Source organism: Rhizobium sp. 007, from assembly GCF_015353075.1.
Taxonomy (GTDB): domain Bacteria; phylum Pseudomonadota; class Alphaproteobacteria; order Rhizobiales; family Rhizobiaceae; genus Rhizobium.
This window is the reverse complement of record NZ_CP064188.1, coordinates 1556295-1580018: the sequence shown is the minus strand read 5'-3', so window position 1 is coordinate 1580018 and position 23724 is coordinate 1556295. Positions and strand designations below refer to the sequence as shown.

The 23724-nt window shown below is 59.9% G+C and carries 24 protein-coding genes and 1 pseudogene; 18 read left to right on the top strand and 7 right to left on the bottom strand.

Annotated elements, in window-relative coordinates; all coding sequences use genetic code 11:
* The first annotated feature begins 10 nt into the window (after nucleotides 1-10).
* From ISN39_RS28590 to ISN39_RS28565, 6 genes are all read left to right on the top strand, one after another.
* Nucleotides 11-1612, top strand: coding sequence for an FAD-dependent oxidoreductase (locus tag ISN39_RS28590; protein ID WP_194731964.1), 1602 nt, complete (start codon nucleotides 11-13; stop codon nucleotides 1610-1612).
* Nucleotides 1613-1645: 33 nt separating this feature from the next.
* Nucleotides 1646-2929, top strand: a complete 1284-nt coding sequence (locus tag ISN39_RS28585; RefSeq protein WP_194731378.1) for a sugar ABC transporter substrate-binding protein — start codon at nucleotides 1646-1648, stop codon at nucleotides 2927-2929.
* An 11-nt stretch (nucleotides 2930-2940) separates the two neighbouring features.
* Nucleotides 2941-3873, top strand: coding sequence for a sugar ABC transporter permease (locus ISN39_RS28580; RefSeq protein ID WP_194731377.1), 933 nt, complete (start codon nucleotides 2941-2943; stop codon nucleotides 3871-3873).
* Nucleotides 3863-4705, top strand: a complete 843-nt coding sequence (locus tag ISN39_RS28575) for a carbohydrate ABC transporter permease (RefSeq protein WP_194731376.1) — start codon at nucleotides 3863-3865, stop codon at nucleotides 4703-4705. The genes ISN39_RS28580 and ISN39_RS28575 overlap by 11 nt, the downstream gene beginning before the upstream one ends.
* 19 nt (nucleotides 4706-4724) lie before the next feature.
* Nucleotides 4725-5774, top strand: a complete 1050-nt coding sequence (gene ugpC, locus ISN39_RS28570; protein ID WP_194731375.1) for a sn-glycerol-3-phosphate ABC transporter ATP-binding protein UgpC — start codon at nucleotides 4725-4727, stop codon at nucleotides 5772-5774.
* 232 nt (nucleotides 5775-6006) lie between these two features.
* Nucleotides 6007-6546: a DUF2380 domain-containing protein gene (locus ISN39_RS28565; RefSeq protein ID WP_194731374.1), complete on the top strand. Its 540-nt coding sequence runs from the start codon at nucleotides 6007-6009 to the stop codon at nucleotides 6544-6546.
* Nucleotides 6547-6872: 326 nt separating this feature from the next.
* Here the strand turns inward: ISN39_RS28565 and ISN39_RS28560 are convergent, their stop codons facing one another.
* Nucleotides 6873-7043 carry a hypothetical protein gene (locus ISN39_RS28560; protein ID WP_167377989.1) on the bottom strand — a complete coding sequence of 57 codons (171 nt, stop codon included), beginning with the start codon at nucleotides 7041-7043 and terminating at the stop codon, nucleotides 6873-6875.
* Nucleotides 7044-7278: 235 nt separating this feature from the next.
* On the opposite strand from ISN39_RS28560, the gene ISN39_RS28555 reads away from it, so the two are divergent.
* Together ISN39_RS28555 and ISN39_RS28550 are read left to right on the top strand one after the other, a co-directional pair.
* The gene (locus tag ISN39_RS28555; RefSeq protein WP_194731373.1) at nucleotides 7279-7593 is read left to right on the top strand and encodes a hypothetical protein; all 315 of its coding nucleotides are present in this window, start codon (nucleotides 7279-7281) and stop codon (nucleotides 7591-7593) included.
* A gap of 26 nt (nucleotides 7594-7619) precedes the next feature.
* The gene (locus tag ISN39_RS28550) at nucleotides 7620-7874 is read left to right on the top strand and encodes a YMGG-like glycine zipper-containing protein (RefSeq protein WP_194731372.1); all 255 of its coding nucleotides are present in this window, start codon (nucleotides 7620-7622) and stop codon (nucleotides 7872-7874) included.
* A 147-nt stretch (nucleotides 7875-8021) separates the two neighbouring features.
* Here ISN39_RS28550 and ISN39_RS28545 read toward each other — a convergent pair.
* Both ISN39_RS28545 and ISN39_RS28540 read right to left on the bottom strand, forming a co-directional pair.
* Nucleotides 8022-8377 (bottom strand): annotated as a pseudogene (locus tag ISN39_RS28545) (YciI family protein); the annotation flags it as partial.
* Between the two features lie 223 nt (nucleotides 8378-8600).
* Entirely contained in the window at nucleotides 8601-9650 is a 1050-nt protein-coding gene (locus ISN39_RS28540) for a helix-turn-helix domain-containing protein (RefSeq protein ID WP_074071607.1), read from the bottom strand.
* 179 nt (nucleotides 9651-9829) lie between these two features.
* Between ISN39_RS28540 and ISN39_RS28535 the strand changes: the two genes are divergently transcribed.
* Complete coding sequence (locus ISN39_RS28535) at nucleotides 9830-10906, top strand: class I SAM-dependent methyltransferase (protein WP_194731371.1); 1077 nt, start codon at nucleotides 9830-9832, stop codon at nucleotides 10904-10906.
* A 436-nt stretch (nucleotides 10907-11342) separates the two neighbouring features.
* On the opposite strand, the gene ISN39_RS28525 is transcribed toward ISN39_RS28535, so the two are convergent.
* Nucleotides 11343-11834 (bottom strand): ROK family protein, encoded by a 492-nt coding sequence (locus ISN39_RS28525; protein WP_246763459.1) that lies wholly within the window; start codon nucleotides 11832-11834, stop codon nucleotides 11343-11345.
* 29 nt (nucleotides 11835-11863) lie between these two features.
* On the opposite strand from ISN39_RS28525, the gene ISN39_RS28520 reads away from it, so the two are divergent.
* Complete coding sequence (locus ISN39_RS28520) at nucleotides 11864-12220, top strand: beta-galactosidase trimerization domain-containing protein (RefSeq protein WP_194731369.1); 357 nt, start codon at nucleotides 11864-11866, stop codon at nucleotides 12218-12220.
* A gap of 225 nt (nucleotides 12221-12445) precedes the next feature.
* Here ISN39_RS28520 and pobA read toward each other — a convergent pair whose 3' ends face one another.
* The gene (gene pobA, locus ISN39_RS28515) at nucleotides 12446-13618 is read right to left on the bottom strand and encodes a 4-hydroxybenzoate 3-monooxygenase (RefSeq protein WP_074071616.1); all 1173 of its coding nucleotides are present in this window, start codon (nucleotides 13616-13618) and stop codon (nucleotides 12446-12448) included.
* A gap of 112 nt (nucleotides 13619-13730) precedes the next feature.
* On the opposite strand from pobA, the gene ISN39_RS28510 reads away from it, so the two are divergent.
* Nucleotides 13731-14612, top strand: coding sequence for a helix-turn-helix domain-containing protein (locus ISN39_RS28510; RefSeq protein ID WP_194731368.1), 882 nt, complete (start codon nucleotides 13731-13733; stop codon nucleotides 14610-14612).
* Between the two features lie 35 nt (nucleotides 14613-14647).
* Here ISN39_RS28510 and ISN39_RS28505 read toward each other — a convergent pair whose 3' ends face one another.
* Nucleotides 14648-15403 (bottom strand): IclR family transcriptional regulator, encoded by a 756-nt coding sequence (locus tag ISN39_RS28505; RefSeq protein ID WP_194731367.1) that lies wholly within the window; start codon nucleotides 15401-15403, stop codon nucleotides 14648-14650.
* A 153-nt stretch (nucleotides 15404-15556) separates the two neighbouring features.
* Here ISN39_RS28505 and ISN39_RS28500 point away from each other — a divergent pair, with 153 nt between their 5' ends.
* From ISN39_RS28500 to ISN39_RS28475, 6 genes are all read left to right on the top strand, one after another.
* On the top strand, nucleotides 15557-16264 hold the full coding sequence (locus tag ISN39_RS28500) for a 3-oxoacid CoA-transferase subunit A (RefSeq protein ID WP_194731366.1): 708 nt from the start codon (nucleotides 15557-15559) through the stop codon (nucleotides 16262-16264).
* On the top strand, nucleotides 16261-16965 hold the full coding sequence (locus ISN39_RS28495) for a CoA transferase subunit B (RefSeq protein WP_194731365.1): 705 nt from the start codon (nucleotides 16261-16263) through the stop codon (nucleotides 16963-16965). Before ISN39_RS28500 ends, ISN39_RS28495 begins: the two co-directional genes overlap by 4 nt.
* A gap of 10 nt (nucleotides 16966-16975) precedes the next feature.
* Nucleotides 16976-18181, top strand: a complete 1206-nt coding sequence (pcaF, locus tag ISN39_RS28490; RefSeq protein ID WP_194731364.1) for a 3-oxoadipyl-CoA thiolase — start codon at nucleotides 16976-16978, stop codon at nucleotides 18179-18181.
* A 116-nt stretch (nucleotides 18182-18297) separates the two neighbouring features.
* Entirely contained in the window at nucleotides 18298-19092 is a 795-nt protein-coding gene (locus ISN39_RS28485) for an SDR family oxidoreductase (protein ID WP_194731363.1), read from the top strand.
* Between the two features lie 77 nt (nucleotides 19093-19169).
* The gene (gene glgX, locus ISN39_RS28480) at nucleotides 19170-21323 is read left to right on the top strand and encodes a glycogen debranching protein GlgX (RefSeq protein WP_194731362.1); all 2154 of its coding nucleotides are present in this window, start codon (nucleotides 19170-19172) and stop codon (nucleotides 21321-21323) included.
* A 15-nt stretch (nucleotides 21324-21338) separates the two neighbouring features.
* On the top strand, nucleotides 21339-22382 hold the full coding sequence (locus ISN39_RS28475; RefSeq protein WP_194731361.1) for a DNA topoisomerase IB: 1044 nt from the start codon (nucleotides 21339-21341) through the stop codon (nucleotides 22380-22382).
* A 48-nt stretch (nucleotides 22383-22430) separates the two neighbouring features.
* On the opposite strand, the gene ISN39_RS28470 is transcribed toward ISN39_RS28475, so the two are convergent.
* Nucleotides 22431-22991, bottom strand: coding sequence for a type 1 glutamine amidotransferase domain-containing protein (locus ISN39_RS28470; RefSeq protein WP_194731963.1), 561 nt, complete (start codon nucleotides 22989-22991; stop codon nucleotides 22431-22433).
* A 134-nt stretch (nucleotides 22992-23125) separates the two neighbouring features.
* Here ISN39_RS28470 and ISN39_RS28465 point away from each other — a divergent pair, with 134 nt between their 5' ends.
* Nucleotides 23126-23617: a cupin gene (locus ISN39_RS28465; protein WP_194731360.1), complete on the top strand. Its 492-nt coding sequence runs from the start codon at nucleotides 23126-23128 to the stop codon at nucleotides 23615-23617.
* Nucleotides 23618-23724 lie beyond the last annotated feature (107 nt).

Genomic DNA, 23724 nt, shown 5'->3' with positions numbered 1-23724 from the left:
TGCGAAAGAGATGCGAGCGGATATTCTGGTGGTGGGCGGCGGCCTCGGCGGTGTAGCGGCGGCACTTGGTGCATGCCGGGCGGGCAAGAGCGTCATTATGACCGAGGAATTCGACTGGATCGGCGGTCAGTCGACCAGCCAGGCCGTGCCCTCCGACGAGCATACTTGGGTCGAGCAGTTCGGCATCACGCGCTCCTATCGAAAGCTGCGCAATGGCATTCGCCAGTATTACCGCGACAACTACCCGCTGACCGAAGCGGCTCGGGGCTGGGGCGATCTCAATCCGGGCGGCGGCTGGGTGAGTCGCATCTGCGCCGAGCCGCGGGTCAGCCTCGCGGTGATGGAAGCGATGCTGATGCCCTATCGTGGCGCCGGTCGTCTCAAGGTGCTGCAGCCCTATAGACCGGTCACGGCTGATGTCGATGGCGATAGGGTTCGCTCCATCACCGTCCGCCATCGCGATACGGGCAGGGAGATCGTCATCGCTGCCAATTACATCCTTGATGCGACCGAACTTGGCGATCTGCTGCCGATGACCGGCACCGAGTATGTGAAGGGTTTCGAGGCCCAGTCCGATACGGGCGAGCCTAATGCACCGGCAAAAGCCCAGCCGGACAACGTCCAGGCGGTGTCGGTCTGCTTCGCCGTCGATTGCGTGGATGGCGACCAGACGATCGACAAGCCGGAGCACTACGACTACTGGTGCAAGTATCAGCCGCATTTCTGGGGCGGCCCGCTGCTTGGTTTCACTGCGCCGCATCCGCGCACGCTGGAATTCACGACCCGCTCGTTCACGCCGAATGTTGACGACAATCCGCTGCTGGTCGATGCCGACCAGCGCAAGGGCGGTGGCGACGAAAACCTCTGGCTTTTCCGCCGCATCGCGGCACGCCGCAATTTCGTGCCCGGCTTCTACGAATCCGACATCTGCTTCGTGAACTGGCCGATGATCGACTACATGGACGGCACGATCGTCGACGTTTCCGAAGAGGAGAAGGCGAAGCACCTGAAGTCGGCCGCCGATCTTTCTTACTCGGTCTTCTACTGGCTGCAGACGCAAGCGCCGCGCGTCGACGGCGGGCAGGGCTATCGCGGCCTACGGCTCCGCGGCGACATCACGGGCACCGAACATGGCCTCGCCATGGCCCCTTATGTCCGCGAAAGCCGCCGCATCAAGCCGGTAACGCGCGTCGTCGAACAGGATCTTTCTTATGCTGTACGCGGAGGAAAAGGTGCCGTGAGCTATCGCGACAGCGTCGGAATCGGCATGTATCGCATCGACCTTCATCCCTCGACCGGCGGCGACAACTATATCGATGTGGCGTCCTGTCCGTTCGAGATCCCGCTCGGCGCGCTGCTGCCTGAGCGGATGAAGAACCTCATTCCGGCCAGTAAGAACATCGGCACCACCCACATCACCAACGGCTGCTACCGCCTTCATCCAGTCGAATGGAATATCGGCGAAGTGGCCGGCATGCTCGCGGCCTATTGCCTGGAGAAAGGACTGAAACCTCACCAGGTCCAGGAAAACGACGAGCATCTCCGCGACTTCCAGCGAGAGCTCACCCGTGAGGGCATTGAAATCCGCTGGCCGGACATCGCGGCCTACTGACCAAGCAAACCGATCTTAGGAGGAGGAACGGGAATGAATTATCACAGGACACTGAAATCGCAGGTGGTGGCGCTTGCCGTTGCCGTGCCGCTCGCCATCGCGCTCCCTTGGGGCGGCATCGCCAACGCACAGGATGCGGTCAACCTGCGAATGACCATCTGGAGCGCCAACGAGGCGCATCTGAAGCTCTTCAACGAGATCGCTGCCGGGTTTAAGAAGGACCATCCGAACGTCACGGTGACCTTTGAGTCGCTGCCGTTCGACACCTACACCACCGCGCTGACCACCCAGATCGCCGGCGGCAATGCGCCGGACATGGCCTGGATCTTCGAGACTTCGGCCTATGACTTCGTCAATTCGGGCGCGCTCTATCCGCTCACCGATACACTCAAGGCGACGCAGGGCTACAATCTCGACGAAGTGAGCGCCACTGCGACCGAACGCTGGGCGAAGGACGGCAAGTTCTACGCCTATCCCTTCTCCACCTCGCCGTTCGCGATGTTCGTCAACAACGACGTCATCAAGGCTGCTGGTGCGAAGACGCCTGCCGAGCTCATCGCCGCCGGCCAATGGACCTGGGACAACGCGATCGCCACAGCTTCAGCCGTGGGCCAGAATGGCAAGGGCGGCCTGATCGTCCGCGACTTCAACTACCAGATCTGGCAGAATCTCGCCTCCATCTGGAACGGCTGGGGCGCTTCCCCCTGGAGCGCCGACGGCAAGACCTGCACGATGACGGAAAAGCCGATGGTCGACGCGCTGACCTTCATCCATGAGGCGATCTTCAAGAAGAAGGCGATCCCGGGTCCCGGCGAAAACGTCGATTTCTTCGCCGGCAATGCGGCGATGACGATCACGCAGATCAGCCGCGCCTCGCTGCTGCCGAAGGACAAGCCCTTCTCCTGGGATCTGGTGCCGCTGCCGAAGGGACCTGCCGGTGACTATGCGCTGATCGGCCAGGCCGGTATCGGCGTCATGCAGACCGGGAAAAACGCCAAGACGGCCGCCGAATTCGTCGCTTACATGACGAGCCCGGAAAACTCGGCCAAGCTCAGCCAGTTCTTCCCGTCGGCCCGCAAGTCGCTGCTCAATGCTGAAGTGCTGAAGAAGACCAATCCGCTTCTGAGCCAGGAGCAGATCGACAAGGTCGTCATCTCCGGAATTGTAACGGGCAAGGTCATCCCCGGACACACCGGCTTTGCGCAGATCCAGCAGGCCGTTCGTTCCGGCCTCGATGCCGTCTGGCGTCCGGATGCGGATATCCCGGGCGCGCTCCAGAAGATCTGCGGCCAGATCGGCCCACTCTTGAAGCGCTAAGGGAGTGTAAGATGGCTGTCGCGCAAGATCGCGCAATTGCGGAAGACCGCTCCTCATCGCCGTTCTGGACGGTTGCGCGGCGCGACAGTCTCGCTGGTTTCCTCTTCATCGCCCCGCAGCTGATCGGCATCGTCGTCTTCGTGCTGATCCCGCTTGGGCTCGTCTTCTGGTATTCGCTGCACGAGTGGAACGTGCTTGCCAATACCTTCACCTATACGGGCGCACAGAACTACTGGATGCTGATCGAGGATACGAACCTCCTGGAAGTCCTGGGGGCGACCGCGATCTTTTCCGCCGGGCTCGTCGTTTTCAACCTCTCCCTGGCGCTCCTGCTTGCGGTTCTCCTCAACCAGAAGCTCGCAGGCATCGCCATCTTCCGCACGCTGTTCTTTTCGCCGGTCGTCGTCTCGCTGGTTGCCTGGACAATTGTCTGGGGGTTCCTGCTTCAGAAGAATGGCGGCATCAACGGCGTACTGCAGGTCTTCGGCATCGAAGGGCCGAACTGGCTTCGCGAGGAAACGACCGCGATGATCTCCGTCATCGTCGTGCAGGTCTTCAAGAATGTCGGCCTCAACATGATCCTGTTCCTGGCGGCGCTGCAGGGCGTGCCGAACGAGCTCTACGAGGCTGCGCGGATCGACGGCGCGCCGCGCTTCAAGCAGTTCCGCCGCATCACCCTGCCGCTGATCAGCCCGACGATGGTCTTGACCTCGATCATCACCATCGTCGGATCGCTGCAGGTTTTCGCGCAGATCGCGGTGCTGACCCAAGGCGGCCCAGGGCTTTCGACGACGGTGCTCGTCTATTACCTCTACCAGCAGGCCTTCCAGTTCCATTTCTTCGGCTATGGCTCGACGCTGTCGATCCTGCTCTTCGCGATCGTCGCCGTGCTGACCTTCGCCCAGTGGCAGATGCGCAAGAGGATCGTCTTCTATGAAAGCTGAGTTCTCCCCGCGCATGAAGGTTTTTCTCTACGGGTTGATGTGCGTGCTGCTCATCCCCTTCGTCTTTCCGACCTGGTGGATGGTGACGTCTTCGGTGAAACCGATCAGCGACATCTTCGCCTTTCCACCGCAACTCGTTCCGGCAAGGTATGACTGGACGACCTACCGCAAGGTTTTCGAGCTGCAGCCTTTCGTGCAGCAATACTGGAACTCGGCCTATATTGCCGCGGTGGTGACGGTCGGCACGATGATCGTCTCCTCCATGGCTGGTTATGCCTTTGCGCGCATTAAATTTCCTTTCGCTAACACGATCTTCATGATCGTGCTGCTCGGGTTGCTTATCCCGTCTGAGGTGACGATCGTGCCGCTTTTCCAGATGTTCCTGAAAGCCGGCATGGTGAATACCCACTGGCCGCTGGTCCTTGTGCCGATCTTCGGGGCGCCGAGCGTCTTTGCCACGTTCGTCATGCGGCAGTTCTTCGTGACGCTGCCGGCGGAGCTGGAAGAGGCGGCACGCGTCGACGGCCTCGGCCGCTTCAAGATCTTTCGGAAAATCGCTCTGCCGCTGGCGAAACCGGCGCTCGCCTCAGTGGCGATCTTCACTTTCCTCCATTCGTGGAACCTGTTCCTCGAACCGATCGTGTTCCTGTCGAGCGCGGAAAAATTCACCCTGCCTCAGGCGCTGACCCAATATACCGACGCCTATGGCGGTCCGATGTGGAACATCCAGCTCGCCGCCGCGACGCTGACGGCGCTCCCCGTTCTCATCGTCTTCATCATCGCGCAGAAGCAATTCGTCGAAGGGCTCGCGCATACCGGCCTCAAGGGCTGAAGAACCGGAAACCTGATTCATGGCTGAAGTTACCCTTTCCCGTGTCCGCAAGAGTTATGGCGCCGTCGACATCATCCACGGTGTCGATCTCGGCATAAGCGACGGCGAATTCGTGGTGCTGGTCGGTCCATCCGGCTGCGGCAAGTCCACGCTTCTGCGCATGATCGCCGGGCTGGAAACGATCACCGGCGGAGATATCAAAATCGGCGGGCGTGTGGTCAACGACCTCGACCCGAAGGATCGCGACATCGCCATGGTCTTCCAGAACTATGCACTTTATCCGCATATGACCGTCGCGACCAATATGGGCTTTTCGCTGGAACATCGCGGCACAGGCAAGGCCGAGATCGCGGAGCGGGTGAAGTGGGCGGCGGACATTCTCGGCCTGTCGCATCTGCTCGATCGCTATCCGCGCCAGCTTTCCGGCGGCCAGCGCCAGCGCGTCGCCATGGGCCGGGCGATTGTCCGAAACCCACAGGTCTTCTTGTTCGACGAACCGCTGTCGAACCTTGATGCGAAGCTCCGGGTCGTCATGCGCGGCGAGATCAAGAGCCTGCACCAGAAGCTCAAGACCACGACCATCTATGTCACCCATGACCAGGTGGAGGCCATGACCATGGCCGACAAGATCGTCGTGCTGAATAGCGGGCGGGTGGAGCAGATCGGCGCCCCGCTCGATCTTTACGACCGGCCCGCCAACCAGTTCGTGGCAGGTTTTATCGGCTCGCCGGCCATGAATTTCCTATCCGGCACGATCACGTCGACGGGTTTCGCCGCACCCGGCATACTGCTGCCGCTTCCGCAAGCCGCCCACGAGTTCAGTGACCGCAAGGCGGTTTACGGCATCCGGCCCGAGCATTTTGCTCTCGACGATAACGGCGTGCCGGCGGAGGTCGCGCTCGTCGAGCCGATGGGTTCGGAGACACAGGTAACGATGAAGCTCGGTGAAACGCAGGTCAAAGGCGTCTTTCGAGAGCGCGTATCGCTCTCAACCCGCGCGACGATCCGCGTCCGTCCGGAACTCGCCAATATCCACCTCTTCGCAAGTGGCGGCCAGCGACTGAACTGAGTTTTCGTCCAAGCCGACTTACCCGGAAGGCGATTTCTTACGAGGAGACGCCGTCATAGCGCAATGGCTAGATCGAGGATGGTGGCGCTGGTCACGGGCGGCTATCGTGGCCGATCCTTGCACCAGACTTCCGGTTACTGAACGCGTTGGCATGGCAGCGGCGTTCATCTCGCGTGAGGCAACATAGGACGCTGCCCCTGGCTTGGCGTCAAATTTAAGTTGGGAGGAGCACGTGGTAAAAGCGAGCTTTAACGTTGCAAGGAGATGGTGCTTCCCAGGTTGGTGGGCCGCCACAGCGTTGGCGGGTGCCAGCGCCCTTGCATCAGTCGCCGTTGCCGACACGATTGAACCGTTAACGGTAGCCGTTGCCAATTTTGACTTTAGGGACACGTCCGGCGAAGCTGGTCACCAGCTCGGCGACCACGATGCTCGGTTGACGGCGTTTGTCTCAACCCTACGCGACAGTCTCTCGAAACGTAGCAAGATCAGCATCACTTCGTTGGCTTGCCAGAATGGGCGGTGCACGGCGCGCGAACCGGGGATCGCGGAGCTTTCGAAAGAGGCGAAAACGGCTGGCGCGAATTACTTGCTGATAGGCGAGATTCACAAGATGAGCACCTTGGTGGGCTGGGCGAAGTATGTCCTGTTGGACATCCACACCAACAAGCCCACCTGCGACCGGTTTATAACGTATCGAGGCGACACAGGCGAAGCCTGGAACCGTGCTGCAAGATTTGTGGCAAATGACATTGAAAAGAACTGCATTCCGTAAGGCAGTTGTTGCGACCGCGGATCGGACCGTCGTTAGGATCTGAGGTGCCGAAGTCTAGGCGTTTAACTGTCCCTCGATCATCACCTGCATCTCGGTGCTGCGTTCGCTCAGCGCGTGCGGCGGCCTCTTTCATGCCGACGGGGCCTCAGACACTGGTCCCGAACTATGATTGAATGAACACTAGATCGTTCATAGCAACACCCGTCTTGAGCTGCAACGACTAGAATGAGCTGTCGCACTTCGTCGCCAACCAATCGAAAAGTCGACCGAAGGATGGATGAGATTGAACAGCCCCCGCGGGTCAACTCGTGTGCTTCTCGATCCCGTTAGCCTCCATCGGCGGTGGCCGCGGCTTCACGAAGACTCCTCGTCAATTGCTCGCTGTCGCCCGACAGGAGTTGACCATAGACGTGGAGCAAGGCGGCAAGGGCGATGACAATGACGACGGCCGCCACGCTCCAGCCACTTTTGCCACGGGTGGATCCATCGTCCTTCATTGCAAACCTCCTTTGACCGTTCTTCCGGCACGCCACCCCAATGCCGGGCAGTGAATGACGTTCCCGATCCGGGACCACAGTCTGAAATTCAGAAGGACTTTGGACTTGGTCTTTCATGGGGCCAAAGTCCGATCGATCTGGGACTAAAGTCCGACACAGGAGATCGGGCCGGCGCGCTAGCGGAACAAAAAAGCCATCCAACGCTTCCTTATTCATCAGAAAGCGGAGAATGAAGATGACGTACGACCCTAATAATCCGAACGATCCTAATCGCACAACGACCCCGAACCCCGATCTGGACCTCCGCACGACACCGGTGGAGCACACCCGATCCAGCGCATGGGTGGGCTGGGCCGCCGCCATTGCAGCAATCGCCGTGATTGCGGTTGCCTACACACTGTGGAGCGGTGCTCCGGATACGGATCCGCAGCCCACGGCATCCACGACGAATTCTGAGCCAACCCCTGGTCCGGCAAAGCCGATGGCACCAGCTGATAACAACGCGACGCCGGCACCGGCTACGCCGCCGGCCTCTCCCGCGCAGCAGTAGTATCGGCAGATAAGGAGGCGTTCAAAATGATGAGAAAAATTGTCATTGCGAGTGCCTTCGTTGGTGCCCTGGCATCTTGCACAGCGACGGAGAAGGGAACGGCCATTGGGGCCGGCACCGGAGCAGTTATCGGCGGGGCCGTCAGCAATAGCTGGGAAGGTGCTGCGGTCGGAGCCGTCGCCGGCGGCGTCGCCGGCGCCCTGATTGGCCGCTCGACCGAACGTCGCGGCTACTGCGTGTATCGAGATCGCTATGGACGGACCTACGAGGCGCGCTGCTAATACGGCGGAATCGCTTCCACCCAACAGATAGAGCTGGCTCTTTGGCAGATGGCGGCCCATTTAATGTCTTTGCGGCCTTTGCCCAGGAACGTGTCGCGCCAGGCGTCGCAGCGTGGGGTAAAATGCTGCGGCGCGCACGCCCACCCAACCCTCGTCCCGCGATGCCAGTGGCGCACCAGGGAGAGAAAGCGAGATCGGCCGGATTTCGTAGACCGCGGAGGGATGGCGCGGCGCAGGTCGCGCGCTGCGGCGACGGCTGCCTCAAGCGTTGGATAATCCACGACGTAGAAGCCGAGCAATTGCTCCTTGGTTTCAGCAAAGGGCCGTCGGAGATCATGCCGGCACCCGTCCCCCCGCAAGGTCACGGCGCGCCCCGTCGGGCCAAGCCGCGCAGCCGGTCCTAAATGCTTCTCCTCGACGAGGCGATCATTGACCTGGAGCAGTTCGCTCATCAGCGCCGCATCCTCCTCTTTGGTCCAGGATTCGACCACTTTCTTCGTGATAGGATGGCGTAAAGCATGGAATGTCCTGTGCGCCCGTCATTTTCCTGAAGGTCTGTCACCGGTCTTGCTTGAGCTTAGAGCTACCGGCACAACGGCATCGACACCTGCCGCGAAGATCGAAACGTGTTACCGATATCTCCGGCTGGGAATTCCGACAGCCTGAGCGATAGTGCGGAATTTGCCGGAAACAAGTGTAACGTGCCGAACGGCCTAGTCGAGCACCTTAATCCCTTACACGGGTCTGTGCATACTCAGGAATTCTGAAACGCCGTCGATAGCCCCCTGGCGTCAAGCCGGTGACTCGCTTGAAGAGACGGCGGAAAAAAGCCGGTTCCTCGTAACCGACCTGCCAGCCGATCTCGTCGACCGATGCCTCCGTCCGCTCCAAACGGCGTTTCGCGTCCTCGATCCTTAGGCGCTGCACGTAGGCGATCGGGCTCAATCCGGTCGCGGCTGTGAAACGGCGTTTGAAGGTGCGCTCGGCAAGTCCGGAGCGGCGGATCATTTCCTCAAGCGGGCTCGCCACGGGGAAATGCGTGGCCACCCATTCCTGAGCCGCCTGGACAGCGACGTCTCCATGATCGTTGCGCCCCTCGAATACCATGTAGGGCGTAAGTCCGTCCTGATGCCATTGGAGGGCAAAGCAGCGCGCAACTGCCTGTGCGGCGGTCGCTCCCGCATGTCTAGCAATCAGGTAGAGGACCAAATCATGCCAGGTCATGGAGGCTCCTGAACTTACAAGTTCTTCGCGCTCGCCCGAAACGACCAGAACCCGCTCAGGGTGGATATGGACCTGCGGAAAAGTTGCCGCGAAGGCGTTGGCGTAACCGAAATGTACCGTCGCCTCTGCGCCATCGAAGAGCCCTGTTTCGGCGAGCAGGAAAACGCCGGAGCAAGCCGAGCATAGAAGCGCACCGCGCCGGTGCATGGCTCGCAGCCATTCTACTAGTTCCGGGTGTCGACCTTTTCGCCACCCCTCAGGGCCAAGCAGGATGGAAGGGACGATAATGATGTCGGTCGTATCAAGTGCGGCAATGCTGCGTTGGACCATGACGGGGACGCGACTGGCAAGCGACAGCGGCCCGGATTCGAGCCCAACAATCTCGACCTGGAACGGTGGCGCGCGGCGCTGTGCGTCGCCTAGCGGAGGCATAATAACAAAGGCGTTCATCACGTCGAAGATGCCACTCAGCGTCGACACCACGGCCTCGGGAATAGCGATGAGGCTGACATGGAGCGGCTCCGGACCCGTCTGCTCAGCGTTTTGCAGCATGTTAGATTTCCTTTGACGCAAGGACGACACGATAACGCGGATGGGGCAACCGCGCCACGCCCCGGTGATGTGGCACGATCGGCCCGTTTCTGGACAGTTCCGCTCTGCCGGGCACTCCCTAAAACTGCGATGCTCTCCCCGCCCTCCGCTTCCGAAGGCTTTTGAACAGGGGAATTGAAATGGGACATGTCCAAATCAGCACGATCGATTCGGCAAAGCTAGATACGCTTCTTTCGCGCGTGGTCGGAGATCTTTCGGCCGGCTATGGCGGCGTGATGGTGAGTCTTGGAAACCGGCTCGGCCTTTATAAGACAATGGCCGAAGCAGGCCCGCTTACATCGCACGAGCTTGCCCGCCGCGCCGGATGCGCCGAACGCTACGTTCGCGAATGGCTCAATTCGCAGGTCGCTGGCGGCTATGTCGCTTACCACGCGATCAGCGGTACATATGAGCTCACGCCGGAGCAAGCGCTTGTCCTTGCCGACGAGGATAGCCCTGTCTTCATTCCTAACGCCTGGGCAGTCCCTGCTTCAATGTGGGCGGACGAGGACAAGGCGGTAGAGGCCTTCCGCACTGGCAACGGCGTACCGTGGGGCGACCATGACGGACGTCTCTATTGCGGAGTTGCCGCCTTCTACCGCAATGCGTACAAGGCAAGCTTGGTCGCCGAATGGCTGCCGGCTCTCGATGGAGTCGTCGAAAAGCTCAAGGCCGGGGCATTTGTGGCCGATATCGGCTGCGGACACGGACATTCCACCGCCCTCATGGCCAAGGCATTTCCGGCTTCGAGATTTTGTGGCTTCGACACTCATCAGGGCTCCCTGATCGAAGCCCGGAAGGTTGCCACCATGACAGGCGTTTCGGAGCAGGCAACGTTCGCGGCAGCTCCGGCCGACAACTATCCAGGAACCGGCTACGACCTGATCTGCTTCTTCGATTGCCTGCACGATATGGGAGATCCCGTTGCCGCGGCCGCACATGCCGCTAAGGCGATTGCACCAGATGGTACGGTCGTACTCGTGGAACCCTTCGCCAACGATCGGGTGGAAGACAATATCTCGCCGGTTGCCAGAATGTATTATGCGGCTTCCACGACGATCTGCTGCGCCCACGCAATTGCAGATGGCGGCCGTATGGTACTTGGTGCGCAGGCCGGCGAAGCCCGCCTGGCAGGAGTCTTCCGCAAGGCGGGCTTCACCCGTTTCCGCCGCGCCATGGAAACGCCGTTCAACCTGATCCTCGAAGCGCGGCTCTAATCCGGCGATCGTACACTCAGCAGGAGTGGCCTGCATTAGGACGGCAGTGCCTCTTCCGTGAAAACATCCGGCGGAGACCACTTGCCGGCCCAAGGCAAAAAGGGAACCGGTGATTGCGTAGCCTCACGCCGTCCACCTCTGCAGAGTTCGCAAATTGCAGCCGCCAAATTGGAGAGCATTGCAAATGACGTCAGCCACAAAACGGCCGCTCCGAACGGTGGAGTGGATGCTCAAAATATTGCGGGCCGTCATTGGAACATTTGGCGGCAGGGAGGAACCGCCAGCCACCAGCTGTGCGCTTTCGGCTCTAAATGATCACCTGCTGAAAGACATAGGAGTTACCCGCTTGGAAATTGATTTTGGCCACCTGGCACCCGCGGATCAGCGACCCTGCTCAACGTGCGATCCCGCCAAATCCCGGGGCCTCCTCAGCCCATCAACCACTTGGTGAGCGTTCGAAGTCGAAAATGTTCTGCGTCGCGAGTGCGGCAGCGCCCCTTGCCCAGGAACTCGGAACCCAATCTGCGACGAGTTCCGGCTTGGTGAAGAACGCGAATTCCTCCATTGTTTTGCGGATCGGGTCGAGTAGCGCATCACCGAATTGCACGGCTTCTCCGCCCACGACGATGATCTCCGGATCGAACAGATTGACCATGTCGGCCAGGTGTCGTCCGATCCTCGAACCACAGTCCGACAAAATCGAAAGTGCGAGGTCTTCTTGATGTTCGACGGACCTGGCAAACTCATCGCGGCTTATCGAAGAGCCGGACCGGCTCTGCCATTCGTCCAGCATGTAGGGCTCGGCTGCATGCGCCATCAGGCATCCCCGCCGGCCGCATTCACACAATCGGCCATTCGGAACGGAGGTCGTGTGGCCAAGCTTGCCGGCGGCACTGTGGCTTCCGTGATAGATCTCGCCCTTGATCACGAGCGAACAGCCGATACCCGGACGTCGAGGTGCTTGGGCAGTGGAGCAGCCGCTTTGCCAGCGGGCGGGCAGCCATTACGAACCGCAAAGTGGGCAGGGGTCGTGCTGTCTACATAGGCACGTATCTTACGGAGGCCTTGGTCGAAGGCCTGGCTGACCAGCTCTTCGCACACACCGGTATCGCGCCGCTGATCGCCGACCTTCCCGCGAATATGGAAGTGACCGTCCGTGAAGCTGCCGACAGGAAACTGCTGTTCGTGCTCAATACGGATGAAGGCAGAGTCGAGGTCTCGTCACTGCCAACCGGCGTCGACTTGCTCACAGGTAAGGAGGTGAACGGTTGCCTTTCACTTGGGCCGCATGAAAGTGTGGTCATTCGGTTCTGAGGATGCGTTCTCGTTTGAAGAAATGGAAAATCGCATTGGCAATTCTTCACCTTCGCGGCGACTTGCCTGTTTTAAAGGCTACGCAATTGCGGGGTGGCCGGTTCGCATTCCTTTCGACGAAATGCCTCTTAGCGTGGGCAAGCCGAAGCTGAGGCCGCCGTCTAGCGTCTCAAGCAGGCCGATGAGATCCTTTCAGCGGGACCATTTGGAAGCGGAACGCTTCGGCTAGTAGGGAAGCCCAACATAGTTTTCCGCAAGCGCTGTCGCGGCTGCCTGGGAATGCGTCAAATAGTCGAGTTCGGCTTCCTGGATCTTCTGGTCGAAGTCGCTCGTATCGGGGAACCGGTGCATCATCCTCGTCATCGACCAGGAGAAGCGGACGGCTTTCCAGACGCGGGAGAGCGCGCGTTCGGAATAAGCATCGATACCGGCATCCGAGCGATCCTGATAGTGCTCGATAAGGCCGCCAAAAAGGTAGTGTACGTCGCTGGCGGCGAGGTTGAGGCCCTTGGCGCCCGTTGGCGGGACGATATGGGCGGCATCCCCGACCAGGAACAGCCGGCCGAAACGCATCGGCTCGGAGACGAAGGATCGAAGCGGTGCGATCGACTTTTCGAACGACGGTGCGGTGATCACTGCGTCTGCGTGGTGAGTTGGAAGGCGGCGGCGGAGTTCCGCCCAGAAACGGTCGTCGCCCCAGTTCTCGATTTTTTCATCGAGCGGGCACTGGATGTAATAGCGGCTGCGGGTCTGCGAGCGCATCGAACAGAGCGCGAAGCCGCGGGGATGGTTGGCATAGATCAACTCGTGGCTGACCGGCGGCACGTCAGCCAAGATGCCGAGCCAGCCGAAGGGGTAGACCTTCTCGAAGGCGCGGAGCGAACTTTCCGGCACGGCTTTGCGGCTTGCACCATGAAAGCCGTCACAGCCGGCGATGAAATCGCAATCGATACGATGCGTGGTGCCGTCCTTATTATAGGTGACGCAGGGGAGCCGGCCGTTGAATTCGTGCGGCTGGACGTCAGCCGCGTCGTAGATCGTCAAGGTGCCGCTCTTTTCGCGATGGTCCATCAGGTCGCGTGTGAGTTCCGTCTGGCCATAGACCATGACGCGCTTGCCTCCGGTAAGCCCAAAGAGATCGATGCGGTGATCGCGACCGTCGAAGGCAAGCGAGAAGCCGTCATGCGGCAGGCCTTCGGCATGCATTCGGGCGCCGGCCTTTGCCTGATCCATAAGGTTAACCGTGCCTTCCTCCAAGACCCCGGCACGAACGCGTCCGAGAATGTAGTCCTTGCCGACCCGATCCAGAATGACGTTTTCAATACCGGCCTCCGTCAAGAGCTGGCCGAGCAGAAGTCCGGATGGCCCGGAGCCGATAATCGCAACCTGTGTGCGCATGCTTCCTCCCCGCGCTTGTCTTTCGTCAAATTCTCCTCTCAGGCGACAGCCCCGGCAATGGACTTTTCATCCGAGAAATTGCACAAATCGAACATCAAGGGATGTGCGTGCGATGACGAAATTCGTTCCGACCTATGAGCTCTATGGCGAGAGTGCCGGCAAAAAGCCGGATTTCTGGGTGCATTGCGAGACAATTCCATCGCGCAGCAGCCTTCATCACTGGGAAATCCGGCTGCATCGGCATGAAAGCTTCCTTCAGATCTTGTACATCGATTCCGGATCGGGCGATGCGATCTTCGGCCAGGAGCGGCATGCAATCCATCCGCGCTCGGTGATCACCGTACCGCCCGGCCTGAGGCATGGCTTCCGCTTTTCGAAAGATATCGATGGCTTTGTTATCACGGTGCTCGCCTCGCATCTGAAGGCCACACCTGGCGATCGCAGCTGGTTCGGGGAGTGGCTGGCGAAACCGCACCTGACGGAGCTCGATATGCAAAACGAGGATGCCGCTTACGTGGCGCAGACGCTGACGCGGTTGGGAGAAGAGTTTTCGGGGCGGCGGAGCGGCCGGAACGATCTGCTGGATGCCTATCTGACTTCCGCACTGCAACTGACGGCGCGGATTTGCGAAGGTGCCGAGAGTGAGATGGCCGATGAGAATAGCCGACGCATGGAGGTTCTAAGCGGCCTGATGCAGCAGCATCTAAGGGGACATAAGCCGGCCGCCTTCTACGCTCGCGCGCTCGGCATCTCGCCGACGCATCTGAACCGCATCGTCAAGGCTTCAACGGGACATAGCATGCACGAACTCATCGCCCGCAAGCTGACGGATGAGGCAAAACGCGAACTGGTCTTCACCTTCGGCAGCGTCCAGGAGATCGGCTACCGGTTGGGCTTTGCCGATCCGGCCTACTTCTCGCGCTTCTTTCTGAAACGGACGGGCGAGACGCCGCGCATATGGCGTATGGCCGAGCGGACGAGGCTCGGGGTATGACTTCGCTTCGGCTTGCGGGGAAGGGCTCTCGCCCGCTATCGCAAAACCAGCCGCAAGGCCCTTTGCGTCTCCTGTAAAAGAGGCAGATAGCGCCCGGCCATTTCCGATGCAGGGGCGTGGGCTGCCGGCGCTCCGATGTTGATTGCCGCAACCGTCTTACCTCGATCGTTTTCGACCGGAACGGCGATGGAGCAAAGGCCGATTTCAAGCTCTTGATCGATGATGGCATAGCCTTTTGAGCGGATGCGGCGGAATTCGGCAATCAGGTCTTCCAGGTCGGTCTTGGTGTTCGGCGTGTTCTGCTTCAATTCCGTCCGGCCAAGAATAGCACGCGCTTCACTTTCCGGCAGTGCTGCGAGCAGCACACGGCCCATCGAGGCGCAATAGGCAGGCAGACGGCTGCCTGGCGTCAGATTGATCGACATGACGCGGCGTTGCGAGGCGCGGGCGATATAGACGATCTCGCTGCCATCGAGAACCGAGGCCGAGGCGCTCTGCCCGGCCTTTTCGGACAATTGGTCGAGATGCGGTTGGATCTGCAGGGGCAAGGGCGTTGCCGAAAGATAGGCATGGCCGAGGCGCAGGATCTTCGGCGTCAATGTGAAGAACTTTCCGTCGTAATCCGCATAACCGAGCTCTGCGAGCGTCAGAAGCGAGCGGCGGACGGTGGCGCGGTCAAGGCCGGCGAGCTTGGAAGCTTCTGTGATCGACAGACGCTGGTGCGTCTCACCGAAGGCTTCGATGACTTTCAAGCCGCGGGCAAAGCCGCTGACGAAATCCGTTTCCCGCATTTTGACCTCCAATCGGAATTTTAACTCTGTGCGATATACGAACAAAAGTCAAATAGCGCACAAAGTATCTTGCCGCCGATTTCGTCTCGCACTATTCGTGATCACGGGCATGGGAGGAGCGTGTCCCGCCTATTCGGCAAGGAGAGATCCCGCATGGACAAGACAATCAGGAGCGCGGCGGAAGCTGTCTGCGAAATCAGTGACGGCGCCAGCATCATGATCGGTGGTTTCGGCGGCTCAGGGGCACCGATCGAGCTTATCCACGCTCTCATCGACAAGGGACCGAAGAGCCTGACCGTCATCAACAACAATGCCGGCAACGGCCGCATCGGCATCGCCGCGATGATCGACGCCGGCATGGTGCGGAAAATGATCTGCTCCTTCCCGCGTTCCTCGGACCCGCGTGCCTTCACGCAAAGATATCTTGCCGGGGAGATCGAGCTGGAACTCGTGCCGCAGGGGACGCTTGCCGAACGCATCCGTGCGGCCGGTGCCGGCATCCCGGCTTTCTACACGCCGACGGCCTACGGCACCGAGCTTGCCGAAGGCAAGATAGTCGCCGAATTCGATGGCAGGCACTATGTCCAGGAGCGCTGGTTGAAGGCCGATTTTGCGATCGTGAAGGCGCATATCGGCGACTTGCACGGCAATCTCACCTACAACAAAGCCGGCCGGAACTTTAACCCGCTGATGTGCATGGCGGCTGCAAAGACGATCGCACAGGTCTCGAAGATCGTGCCTGCGGGCGGGATCGATCCCGAACATGTCGTCACACCTGGCATCTTCGTCGACCGTCTCGTCGAGATATCCAATCCGCAGCAGGAAGAAGAGCTCGTTCGAGCCGGAGTGGCTTACCTATGACCGTCGATACCCGACCCGTGACAACGCGCGAAGACATCAAGCTTTCCAATGCTCAGATCGCCTGGCGTGCCGCTCAAGATATTGCCGACGGCGCCTATGTGAACCTCGGCATCGGCTTTCCCGAAATGGTGGCCCGCTACCAGCCGCCCGGTCGGCAGGCGATCTTCCATACCGAGAACGGTATCTTGAACTTCGGTGAAGCGCCACCTGTCGGCGAAGAGGACTGGGATCTGATCAATGCCGGCAAGAGGCCGGTGACGCTGAAGCCTGGTGCGTCCTTCTTCCACCACGCCGACAGTTTTGCCATGGTGCGCGGCGGTCATCTCGACGTCGCCATCCTCGGTGCCTATCAGGTTGCCCAGAGCGGCGATCTGGCCAACTGGCGCGTCGGCAGCAAGGGCGTGCCGGCCGTCGGCGGCGCGATGGATCTCGTCCATGGTGCCAAGCAGGTCTTTGTCATTACAGAACACGTCACCAAGAACGGCGAGCCGAAGCTCGTCGCCAGATGCACTTTCCCGCTGACCGGCGTCGGCTGCATCACGCGCGTTTATACGAGCCACGCCATCGTCGACATTGTGAAGGGACGTTTCGTGCTGCGTGAGAAGCTGGCGGCGATCTCGATTGAGGAACTGCAGGCCATGACCGGTGCGCCGCTCCATGTCGAGGAGCCGGTTGCCGACCTTGTCGTTCCGGAACTTTGAGGAAGAGACCATGAGCGACGCCTATATCTGCGACTATATCCGCACGCCGATCGGCCGCTTCGGCGGCTCTCTGTCATCGGTGCGCGCGGACGATCTCGGGGCGGTGCCTCTCAAAGCACTGATGCAGCGTAACCCATCGATCGACTGGGAGGCCGCCGACGACGTCGTTTTCGGCTGCGCGAACCAGGCCGGCGAGGACAATCGTAACGTGGCGCGGATGTCGCTGCTGCTTGCGGGCCTGCCGATTGCAGTCCCGGGGACGACGATCAACCGGCTCTGCGGCTCGGGCATGGATGCGGTCATCGCCGCTGCGCGCGCCATTCGCGCCGGCGAGGCGGAACTGGTGATTGCAGGCGGCGTGGAGAGCATGTCGCGCGCACCATTCGTGATGCCGAAGGCGGACACGGCCTTTTCGCGCAATGCCGAAATCTACGACACGACGATCGGCTGGCGTTTTATCAACCCGCTAATGAAGAATCAGTATGGCGTCGATTCCATGCCGGAAACGGGCGAGAACGTCGCCGAGGATTACAAGGTCAGCCGCGAGGATCAGGATACCTTCGCACTGCGTTCGCAGGCTAAGGCCGCCGCCGCTCAGGCAAACGGCCGGCTGGCGAAGGAGATCACGCCAGTCGTGATCCCACAGCGCAAGGGCGCTCCCGTGGTAATCGAGAAGGACGAGCATCCGCGCGCAACGACGATGGAAGCCCTAAGAAAGCTTGGTACGCCGTTCAAGAGAGAAGGCGGCACGGTCACGGCCGGTAATGCGTCTGGCGTCAACGACGGCGCCGCGGCATTGGTCTTGGCCTCCGAAGCAGCGGCGAGGAAACATGGCCTGAGGCCGATCGCGCGTATCCTGGGCGGTGCTGCCGCCGCCGTGCCGCCGCGTGTCATGGGGATCGGACCGGTTCCGGCATCGCGCAAGCTGATGGCGCGGCTCGGCATGACCGAGGATCAGTTCGATGTCATCGAGCTGAACGAAGCCTTTGCTTCGCAGGGGCTGGCCGTGCTGCGCGAACTTGGGATTGTCGATGACGATCCCCGCGTCAACCGCAATGGGGGCGCCATCGCGCTCGGCCATCCGCTTGGCATGTCGGGCGCGCGCATTACCGGAACGGCTGCGCTGGAGCTCATCGAATCGGGCGGGCGCTATTCGCTCTCGACGATGTGCATTGGCGTCGGCCAAGGGATTGCGATAGCTCTCGAAAGAGTTTGACGGCGCACAGCGGTTCTCGCTTTCACGCGTTGTCCATCCGCAATTTCGCCTGCTAAGACGCTCGTCAAATCCATTTCACTATCTATTTCATGTCTTTTCGGGAGGCTGCTGCTGCCATGGCTAATCTTGCTCAATCACTCGCGTCCATAAAAATACCTGATCTGAACGGCAAAGCGGTGCTGATCACCGGTGCATCGACCGGCATCGGTGCGGCCATTGCCCGGGCTTTCGCGGCGCAGGGCATGAAGGTTGGCATCCACTACAATGCAAGCCGCGAGCCGGCCGAAAAGCTTGCCGAGGAGATCAGAGCCACTGGTACCATTGTGCATCTGGTGCAGGGCGACGTTTCAAAGGAAGGCGAGACGGAACGCGTTGTAGAGGAGACCGCTAAAACCTTCGGACATCTCGATGGCCTCATCAACAATGCTGGCGGCATGCTTGGCCGCAAGCCGACCGCGGAATATACCGACGAGCATTATGCCAAGGTAATGGATCTGAATGCCCGTTCTGTTCTTGCCGCAACGCGCGCCGCGCATCCCTGGCTGAAGAAGCAGGGCGGCTTTATCATCAATACCACCTCGATCGCTGCACGAAATGGCGGCGGCAACGGTGCGATTCTTTATGCAGCCTCCAAAGGCTTCGTCTCGACGATCACGCGGGGCCATGCCAAGGAGTTCGTCGGCGACCGCATCCGCGTCAACGCCGTCGCACCGGGCGTCATCGCAACGCCGTTCCACGAACGCTATACCAACGTCGAACAGATGGAGATGCAGCGCAAAACCATTCCGATGGGCTTCGTCGGTACATCGGAAGACTGCGTCGGTGCTTATCTGTTCCTCGCTTCACCGACGCTGTCAGGATACATCACCGGCCAGATCATCGAGGTGAATGGCGGCCAGCTCATGCCGTAGCGCCCTTGGCGCCGGCGCAGGGAACTTTCGCACTGCGGTAACGTTTCCCGCTCGGCGATCCACCAAGCGGAGTGATTATGAGTTTTTCTTTTTCCGAACTCGATTTCATGAAGCCGGAACTGGGCGCCGAATATACCGGGACCGGGACTCATTTTGCTGTCTATTCCGCTCACGCCGAGCAGATCGACCTTTGTCTCTTTTCCGACGACGGCAAAAAGGAAATGGCACGCATGCCGTTGCCCAAGCGCGAGGGCGATATCTGGTCGGGCTATATCGCCGGTCTGAAGCCGGGCACCGTCTATGGCTATCGCGCAAGCGGACCCTATGATCCAAAAAGCGGCCACCGTTTCAATCCCAACAAGCTTCTACTCGATCCCTACGCCAAGCAGGTGGTTGGCGATCTAACATGGGACGATGCGCTCTACGGCTATACGATCGGCAAGGACGATCTCTCCTTCGACGAGCGCGACAGCGCACCCTTCATGGTGAAGGGCGTGGTGCAGGATCCCGATTTCGACTGGGACGGCGATGAGGCAATCCGGCGCCCGTGGACGGAAACGGTCATCTATGAAACGCATGTACGCGGTATGACGATGACGCATCCGAAGGTACCGGACAGATTGCGCGGTACCTTTCTTGGCATGTGCAGCGACCCGATCATCGATCATCTGACGAAACTCGGTGTCTCGGCCGTCGAATTGCTGCCGATCCAGTTTTTTCCGAACGACCGGTATCTGGAAGAGAAGGATCTCACCAACTACTGGGGCTACCAGACGCTCGGTTTCTTCGCGCCGCAGTCGCGCTACATGTCGAGCGACAAGATCACCGAGTTCAAGACGATGGTGAGAAAGTTTCATGCCTCCGGCATCGAGGTGATCATGGATGTGGTCTATAACCACACGGCCGAAGGCAGCGAGAGAGGTCCGACGCTTTCCTTTCGCGGCCTCGACAATGCAAGCTACTACATCCTTTCACCTGACGATCCCCGCCACACCTTCGATACGACAGGTACCGGCAACACGCTGAACGTTGCCAATCCCATGGTGATGCGCATGGTGCTCGACAGCTTGCGCTATTGGGTTGGCGCCATGCACATCGACGGTTTCCGCTTCGATCTGGCGAGCACGCTCGGCCGGCAGGATATGGAATTCGACCGGCAGGGCATCTTCTTCAGCGCGATTCGGCAAGATCCGATGCTTGCCGGCGTGAAGCTGATTGCCGAGCCTTGGGATGTCGGCGAAGGCGGCTATCAGGTCGGCGGATTTCCCCACCCCTTTCGCGAATGGAACGACAAATTCCGCGATGACGTTCGACGTTTCTGGAAAGGCGACGGTGGCCAGGTGTCGGAGATGGCAGAGCGCGTTACCGGCTCGGCGCTGCAGTTCAACCATTCGGACCGTGGCTCGACATCGTCCATCAATCTGCTTTCGGCTCATGACGGCTTCACGCTGATGGATACCGTCTCCTTCAACGGCAAGCATAATGAAGCGAACGGCGAGGACAACCGGGACGGCCATTCCGACAATCATTCGGACAATATGGGTATGGAGGGCGCGACCGGCGACGCCGATATCAATGACGCGCGCCGCAGGCGGCGGCGCAACATGATGGCAACGCTGCTGCTCAGCCAGGGCGTGCCGATGATCCTTGCAGGTGATGAGGTCGGCAACAGCCAGGGCGGCAACAACAATGCCTATTGCCAGGACAACGAAATCGGTTGGATCGACTGGAGCGGGCTTGACGATCCATTTCTGACCTTCTGTCAGAAGATGATTGCTTTCCGTAAGGCGCAGCCGGAGCTTCGGCAGGAGCGCTTCCTGACAGGTGAAACCGCAGAGGACGGACGGATCGAAATCGCCTGGTACAAACCGGATGGCGACTTCATGGACGATGGGGCCTGGAACGACAACGAATTGCGGGTGCTGAGCGTTTACGTGTCACGGAGTGTCCTCGCATCGGATGCGGAAAAGATGGATGGTCTCTTCATGGTATTCAATGCTGGCGGTGATTGCGAAGTCACGCTTCCGGGAGTGAACGGCATCAAGACGTGGCAGCGGGTGGTCGACACTGGTGCCGACGATCCATTCACGGTATTCGATCCGGAAAACCCGGTGATGGTCTACCGCGAAAGCATTGCCGTCTTTGCGCCGAAAGGTGCCTCGGTGCCACCGAAGAATGCCACAAAGACTGAACGTCAACGCTGGTTTCGCTTCGGCCGCCGGAACAGTTAGCAATCGAACAAAGCGATGAGTGCTGAAGCCCTAAGTGACATTGGCCTGGTTTATGTGAGCGACACCGAACCCGGTATTCGCAGGCAGAGAAAGGGCCGAGGCTTCTGTTACCGGCTACCGGACGGCTCGTTGGTGTGCGAGCCGCAGCAGAAGCACCGTATCGCCGCACTCGGGTTGCCTCCCGCATACGAAAACGTCTGGATATGTCTGAAGGAAAACGGCCATTTGCAGGCGACCGGATTTGATGCACGGGGCCGAAAGCAATATCGCTATCACAAGGATTGGCAGTCCTTCCGCAGCATCGCAAAATTCGATCAGCTGATTGCCTTTGGCCACGCCTTGCCTAGGATACGGCGGCAGGTGCAGCGCGATCTTGAGGTCGGTGCGGAAAATGTCCGCGGTGTCCTCGCGGCGTTGACGACATTGCTCGATGAGGCACATCTTCGCGTCGGCAGCCAAGCCTATCTTAAGGAAAACGGCACTTATGGCGCAACGACGCTGTTGAAGCGGCACATCACGCTGGTGGAGGGCCGGATCGAACTGAAATTTCGTTCCAAGGGCGGAAAGCGTGTCCGGCGCAGCCTCAGGCATCCCAGATTGCAAAAGATGCTGGAAGAAATCGCCGACCTCCCCGGTCGCCAGCTTTTTATCTGGAAGGACGAGACGGGCACGCTGAAACCGATCGAATCCGGGCGTCTGAATAGCTACCTGGCGGAAATTTCAGGTATTGCGATCACCGCGAAGACCTTTCGGACGTGGGCAGGCTCGCTCGCCGCCTTCGCCGTTGCGCGCAATGCGCTCGAAAGGGGCAAACGGCCGACCGTGAAGGACATGGCGGAGGCTTCAGCCGCCGTGTTGCACAACACGGCGGCTATCTCGCGCTCAAGTTACATTCACCCTTCCATCATTGCGCTCGCAGACAAGGACTATTCTGGAGGCGAGGGGATTTTGCCCGCCGCTAAGCCGTTGTGGGGGCTACGGGCGGCGGAGAACCGACTGCTCGATTTCCTGTCTCGCGATCGGCAGTCGGCGGAGACGCCTGTCCGCAAAGCCTCATAAAAAAGAGCCCGCGCAGGGGTGCGCGGGCTCAGCGAACAGGAGGTCCTATCAAGCGGCTCGCTTCTCGTGGCGGCCTTCCTCGATCTCTTCGACGATCTTTGCAACGAATGCGTCCAGATCGTCCGGCGAACGGGAGGTGATGATGCCTTGGTCGGTCACGACCTTTTCATCTTTCCAGGTGGCGCCGGCGTTCTTCACGTCGGTCTTGATCGACCAGTAGGAGGTTGCCTGCCGGCCTCGCAACGCATCGGCTTCGATAAGCAGCCATGGTGCATGGCATATGGCGGCGACAACCTTACCCGATTTCACGAATTCGCGGACGACGCGCATTGCATTCTCGTCGGCGCGCAGCTTGTCGGGATTAATCTGGCCTCCAGGCAGGACGAGGGCATCGAAATCGGCAACCTTTACCTCCTTTGCCAGAAGGTCGACACCGATGCTATCACCCCAGTCGCCTTTGCTCCAGCTCTTGATGCTGCCCTCCCTGATAGAGGCAATCTTGACGGTGGCGCCACGCCTTTTCAGCTCCTCATGCGGTACCCGTAGTTCGGAGCGCTCGTAACCGTCAGTTGCAAGAACAAGAATTTTTGCAGAACTGATGGAAGGCATGGACATGTCCTTTCCTTCTCCTGTTGAATTCGAGATGCATATGCACAACTACCCGAAGCGCGGTTGGTTCCCCAGATTTTCGGGAACCCCTGGAGGCAATGGTGATTATCGTTCAGTGGAGGAGAAGGCGCACAATGGAACCCGAAGCAATCCGGCTTGAGCCTGGCAATGTCATTCCGAACAATCCGACATTTCCGCTGCTGCTTTATCGTGGCGTGCTGAAGGGTGACGACCGGGCAGCCGGCTTTGAAGCGCTGTTCGGACGCAACGGCTGGGGCAATATGTGGCGGAATGGCGTCTATCCGTTCCATCATTATCATTCGAAAACCCATGAGGCGCTGGGCTTTGCAATCGGTTCGGCGACGTTGATGCTCGGCGGGCCAACGGGCCTCAAGGTCGAGATCCATGCCGGCGATGCAGCGGTATTGCCTGCTGGAACCGGCCATTGCCGGCTTTCGGCAAGCAGCGATTTCCTGGTGGTCGGTGCCTATCCGGCTGGAGCCGATTATGACCTCTGCCGTGACGAGCCAACGCCGGAACAAAAGAAACGGATTGAAGACCTCGCCGCGCCAATCACCGATCCCGTTACCGGCGGAAGCGGCGGGCTTATTGCGCTGTGGCGCTGAAATGCCGGAACTTTTGGCCGCTCGCCGAGATTGAATTGGAGGCAGAGGGAGGACGGAATGTGTGGGGCTGGTCAGTGGCTTGATTAACATGGCCGCGAGCATCATTT

Coding starts and splice junctions, on each gene's coding strand:
- ISN39_RS28590 (WP_194731964.1), top strand. CDS start 11: ATGCGAGCGGATATTCTGGTGGTGGGCGGCGGCCTCGGCGGTGTAGCG.
- ISN39_RS28585 (WP_194731378.1), top strand. CDS start 1,646: ATGAATTATCACAGGACACTGAAATCGCAGGTGGTGGCGCTTGCCGTT.
- ISN39_RS28580 (WP_194731377.1), top strand. CDS start 2,941: ATGGCTGTCGCGCAAGATCGCGCAATTGCGGAAGACCGCTCCTCATCG.
- ISN39_RS28575 (WP_194731376.1), top strand. CDS start 3,863: ATGAAAGCTGAGTTCTCCCCGCGCATGAAGGTTTTTCTCTACGGGTTG.
- ugpC (WP_194731375.1), top strand. CDS start 4,725: ATGGCTGAAGTTACCCTTTCCCGTGTCCGCAAGAGTTATGGCGCCGTC.
- ISN39_RS28560 (WP_167377989.1), bottom strand. CDS start 7,043: ATGAAGGACGATGGATCCACCCGTGGCAAAAGTGGCTGGAGCGTGGCG.
- ISN39_RS28555 (WP_194731373.1), top strand. CDS start 7,279: ATGACGTACGACCCTAATAATCCGAACGATCCTAATCGCACAACGACC.
- ISN39_RS28550 (WP_194731372.1), top strand. CDS start 7,620: ATGATGAGAAAAATTGTCATTGCGAGTGCCTTCGTTGGTGCCCTGGCA.
- ISN39_RS28540 (WP_074071607.1), bottom strand. CDS start 9,650: ATGCTGCAAAACGCTGAGCAGACGGGTCCGGAGCCGCTCCATGTCAGC.
- ISN39_RS28535 (WP_194731371.1), top strand. CDS start 9,830: ATGGGACATGTCCAAATCAGCACGATCGATTCGGCAAAGCTAGATACG.
- pobA (WP_074071616.1), bottom strand. CDS start 13,618: ATGCGCACACAGGTTGCGATTATCGGCTCCGGGCCATCCGGACTTCTG.
- ISN39_RS28510 (WP_194731368.1), top strand. CDS start 13,731: ATGACGAAATTCGTTCCGACCTATGAGCTCTATGGCGAGAGTGCCGGC.
- ISN39_RS28505 (WP_194731367.1), bottom strand. CDS start 15,403: ATGCGGGAAACGGATTTCGTCAGCGGCTTTGCCCGCGGCTTGAAAGTC.
- ISN39_RS28500 (WP_194731366.1), top strand. CDS start 15,557: ATGGACAAGACAATCAGGAGCGCGGCGGAAGCTGTCTGCGAAATCAGT.
- ISN39_RS28495 (WP_194731365.1), top strand. CDS start 16,261: ATGACCGTCGATACCCGACCCGTGACAACGCGCGAAGACATCAAGCTT.
- pcaF (WP_194731364.1), top strand. CDS start 16,976: ATGAGCGACGCCTATATCTGCGACTATATCCGCACGCCGATCGGCCGC.
- ISN39_RS28485 (WP_194731363.1), top strand. CDS start 18,298: ATGGCTAATCTTGCTCAATCACTCGCGTCCATAAAAATACCTGATCTG.
- glgX (WP_194731362.1), top strand. CDS start 19,170: ATGAGTTTTTCTTTTTCCGAACTCGATTTCATGAAGCCGGAACTGGGC.
- ISN39_RS28475 (WP_194731361.1), top strand. CDS start 21,339: ATGAGTGCTGAAGCCCTAAGTGACATTGGCCTGGTTTATGTGAGCGAC.
- ISN39_RS28470 (WP_194731963.1), bottom strand. CDS start 22,991: ATGCCTTCCATCAGTTCTGCAAAAATTCTTGTTCTTGCAACTGACGGT.
- ISN39_RS28465 (WP_194731360.1), top strand. CDS start 23,126: ATGGAACCCGAAGCAATCCGGCTTGAGCCTGGCAATGTCATTCCGAAC.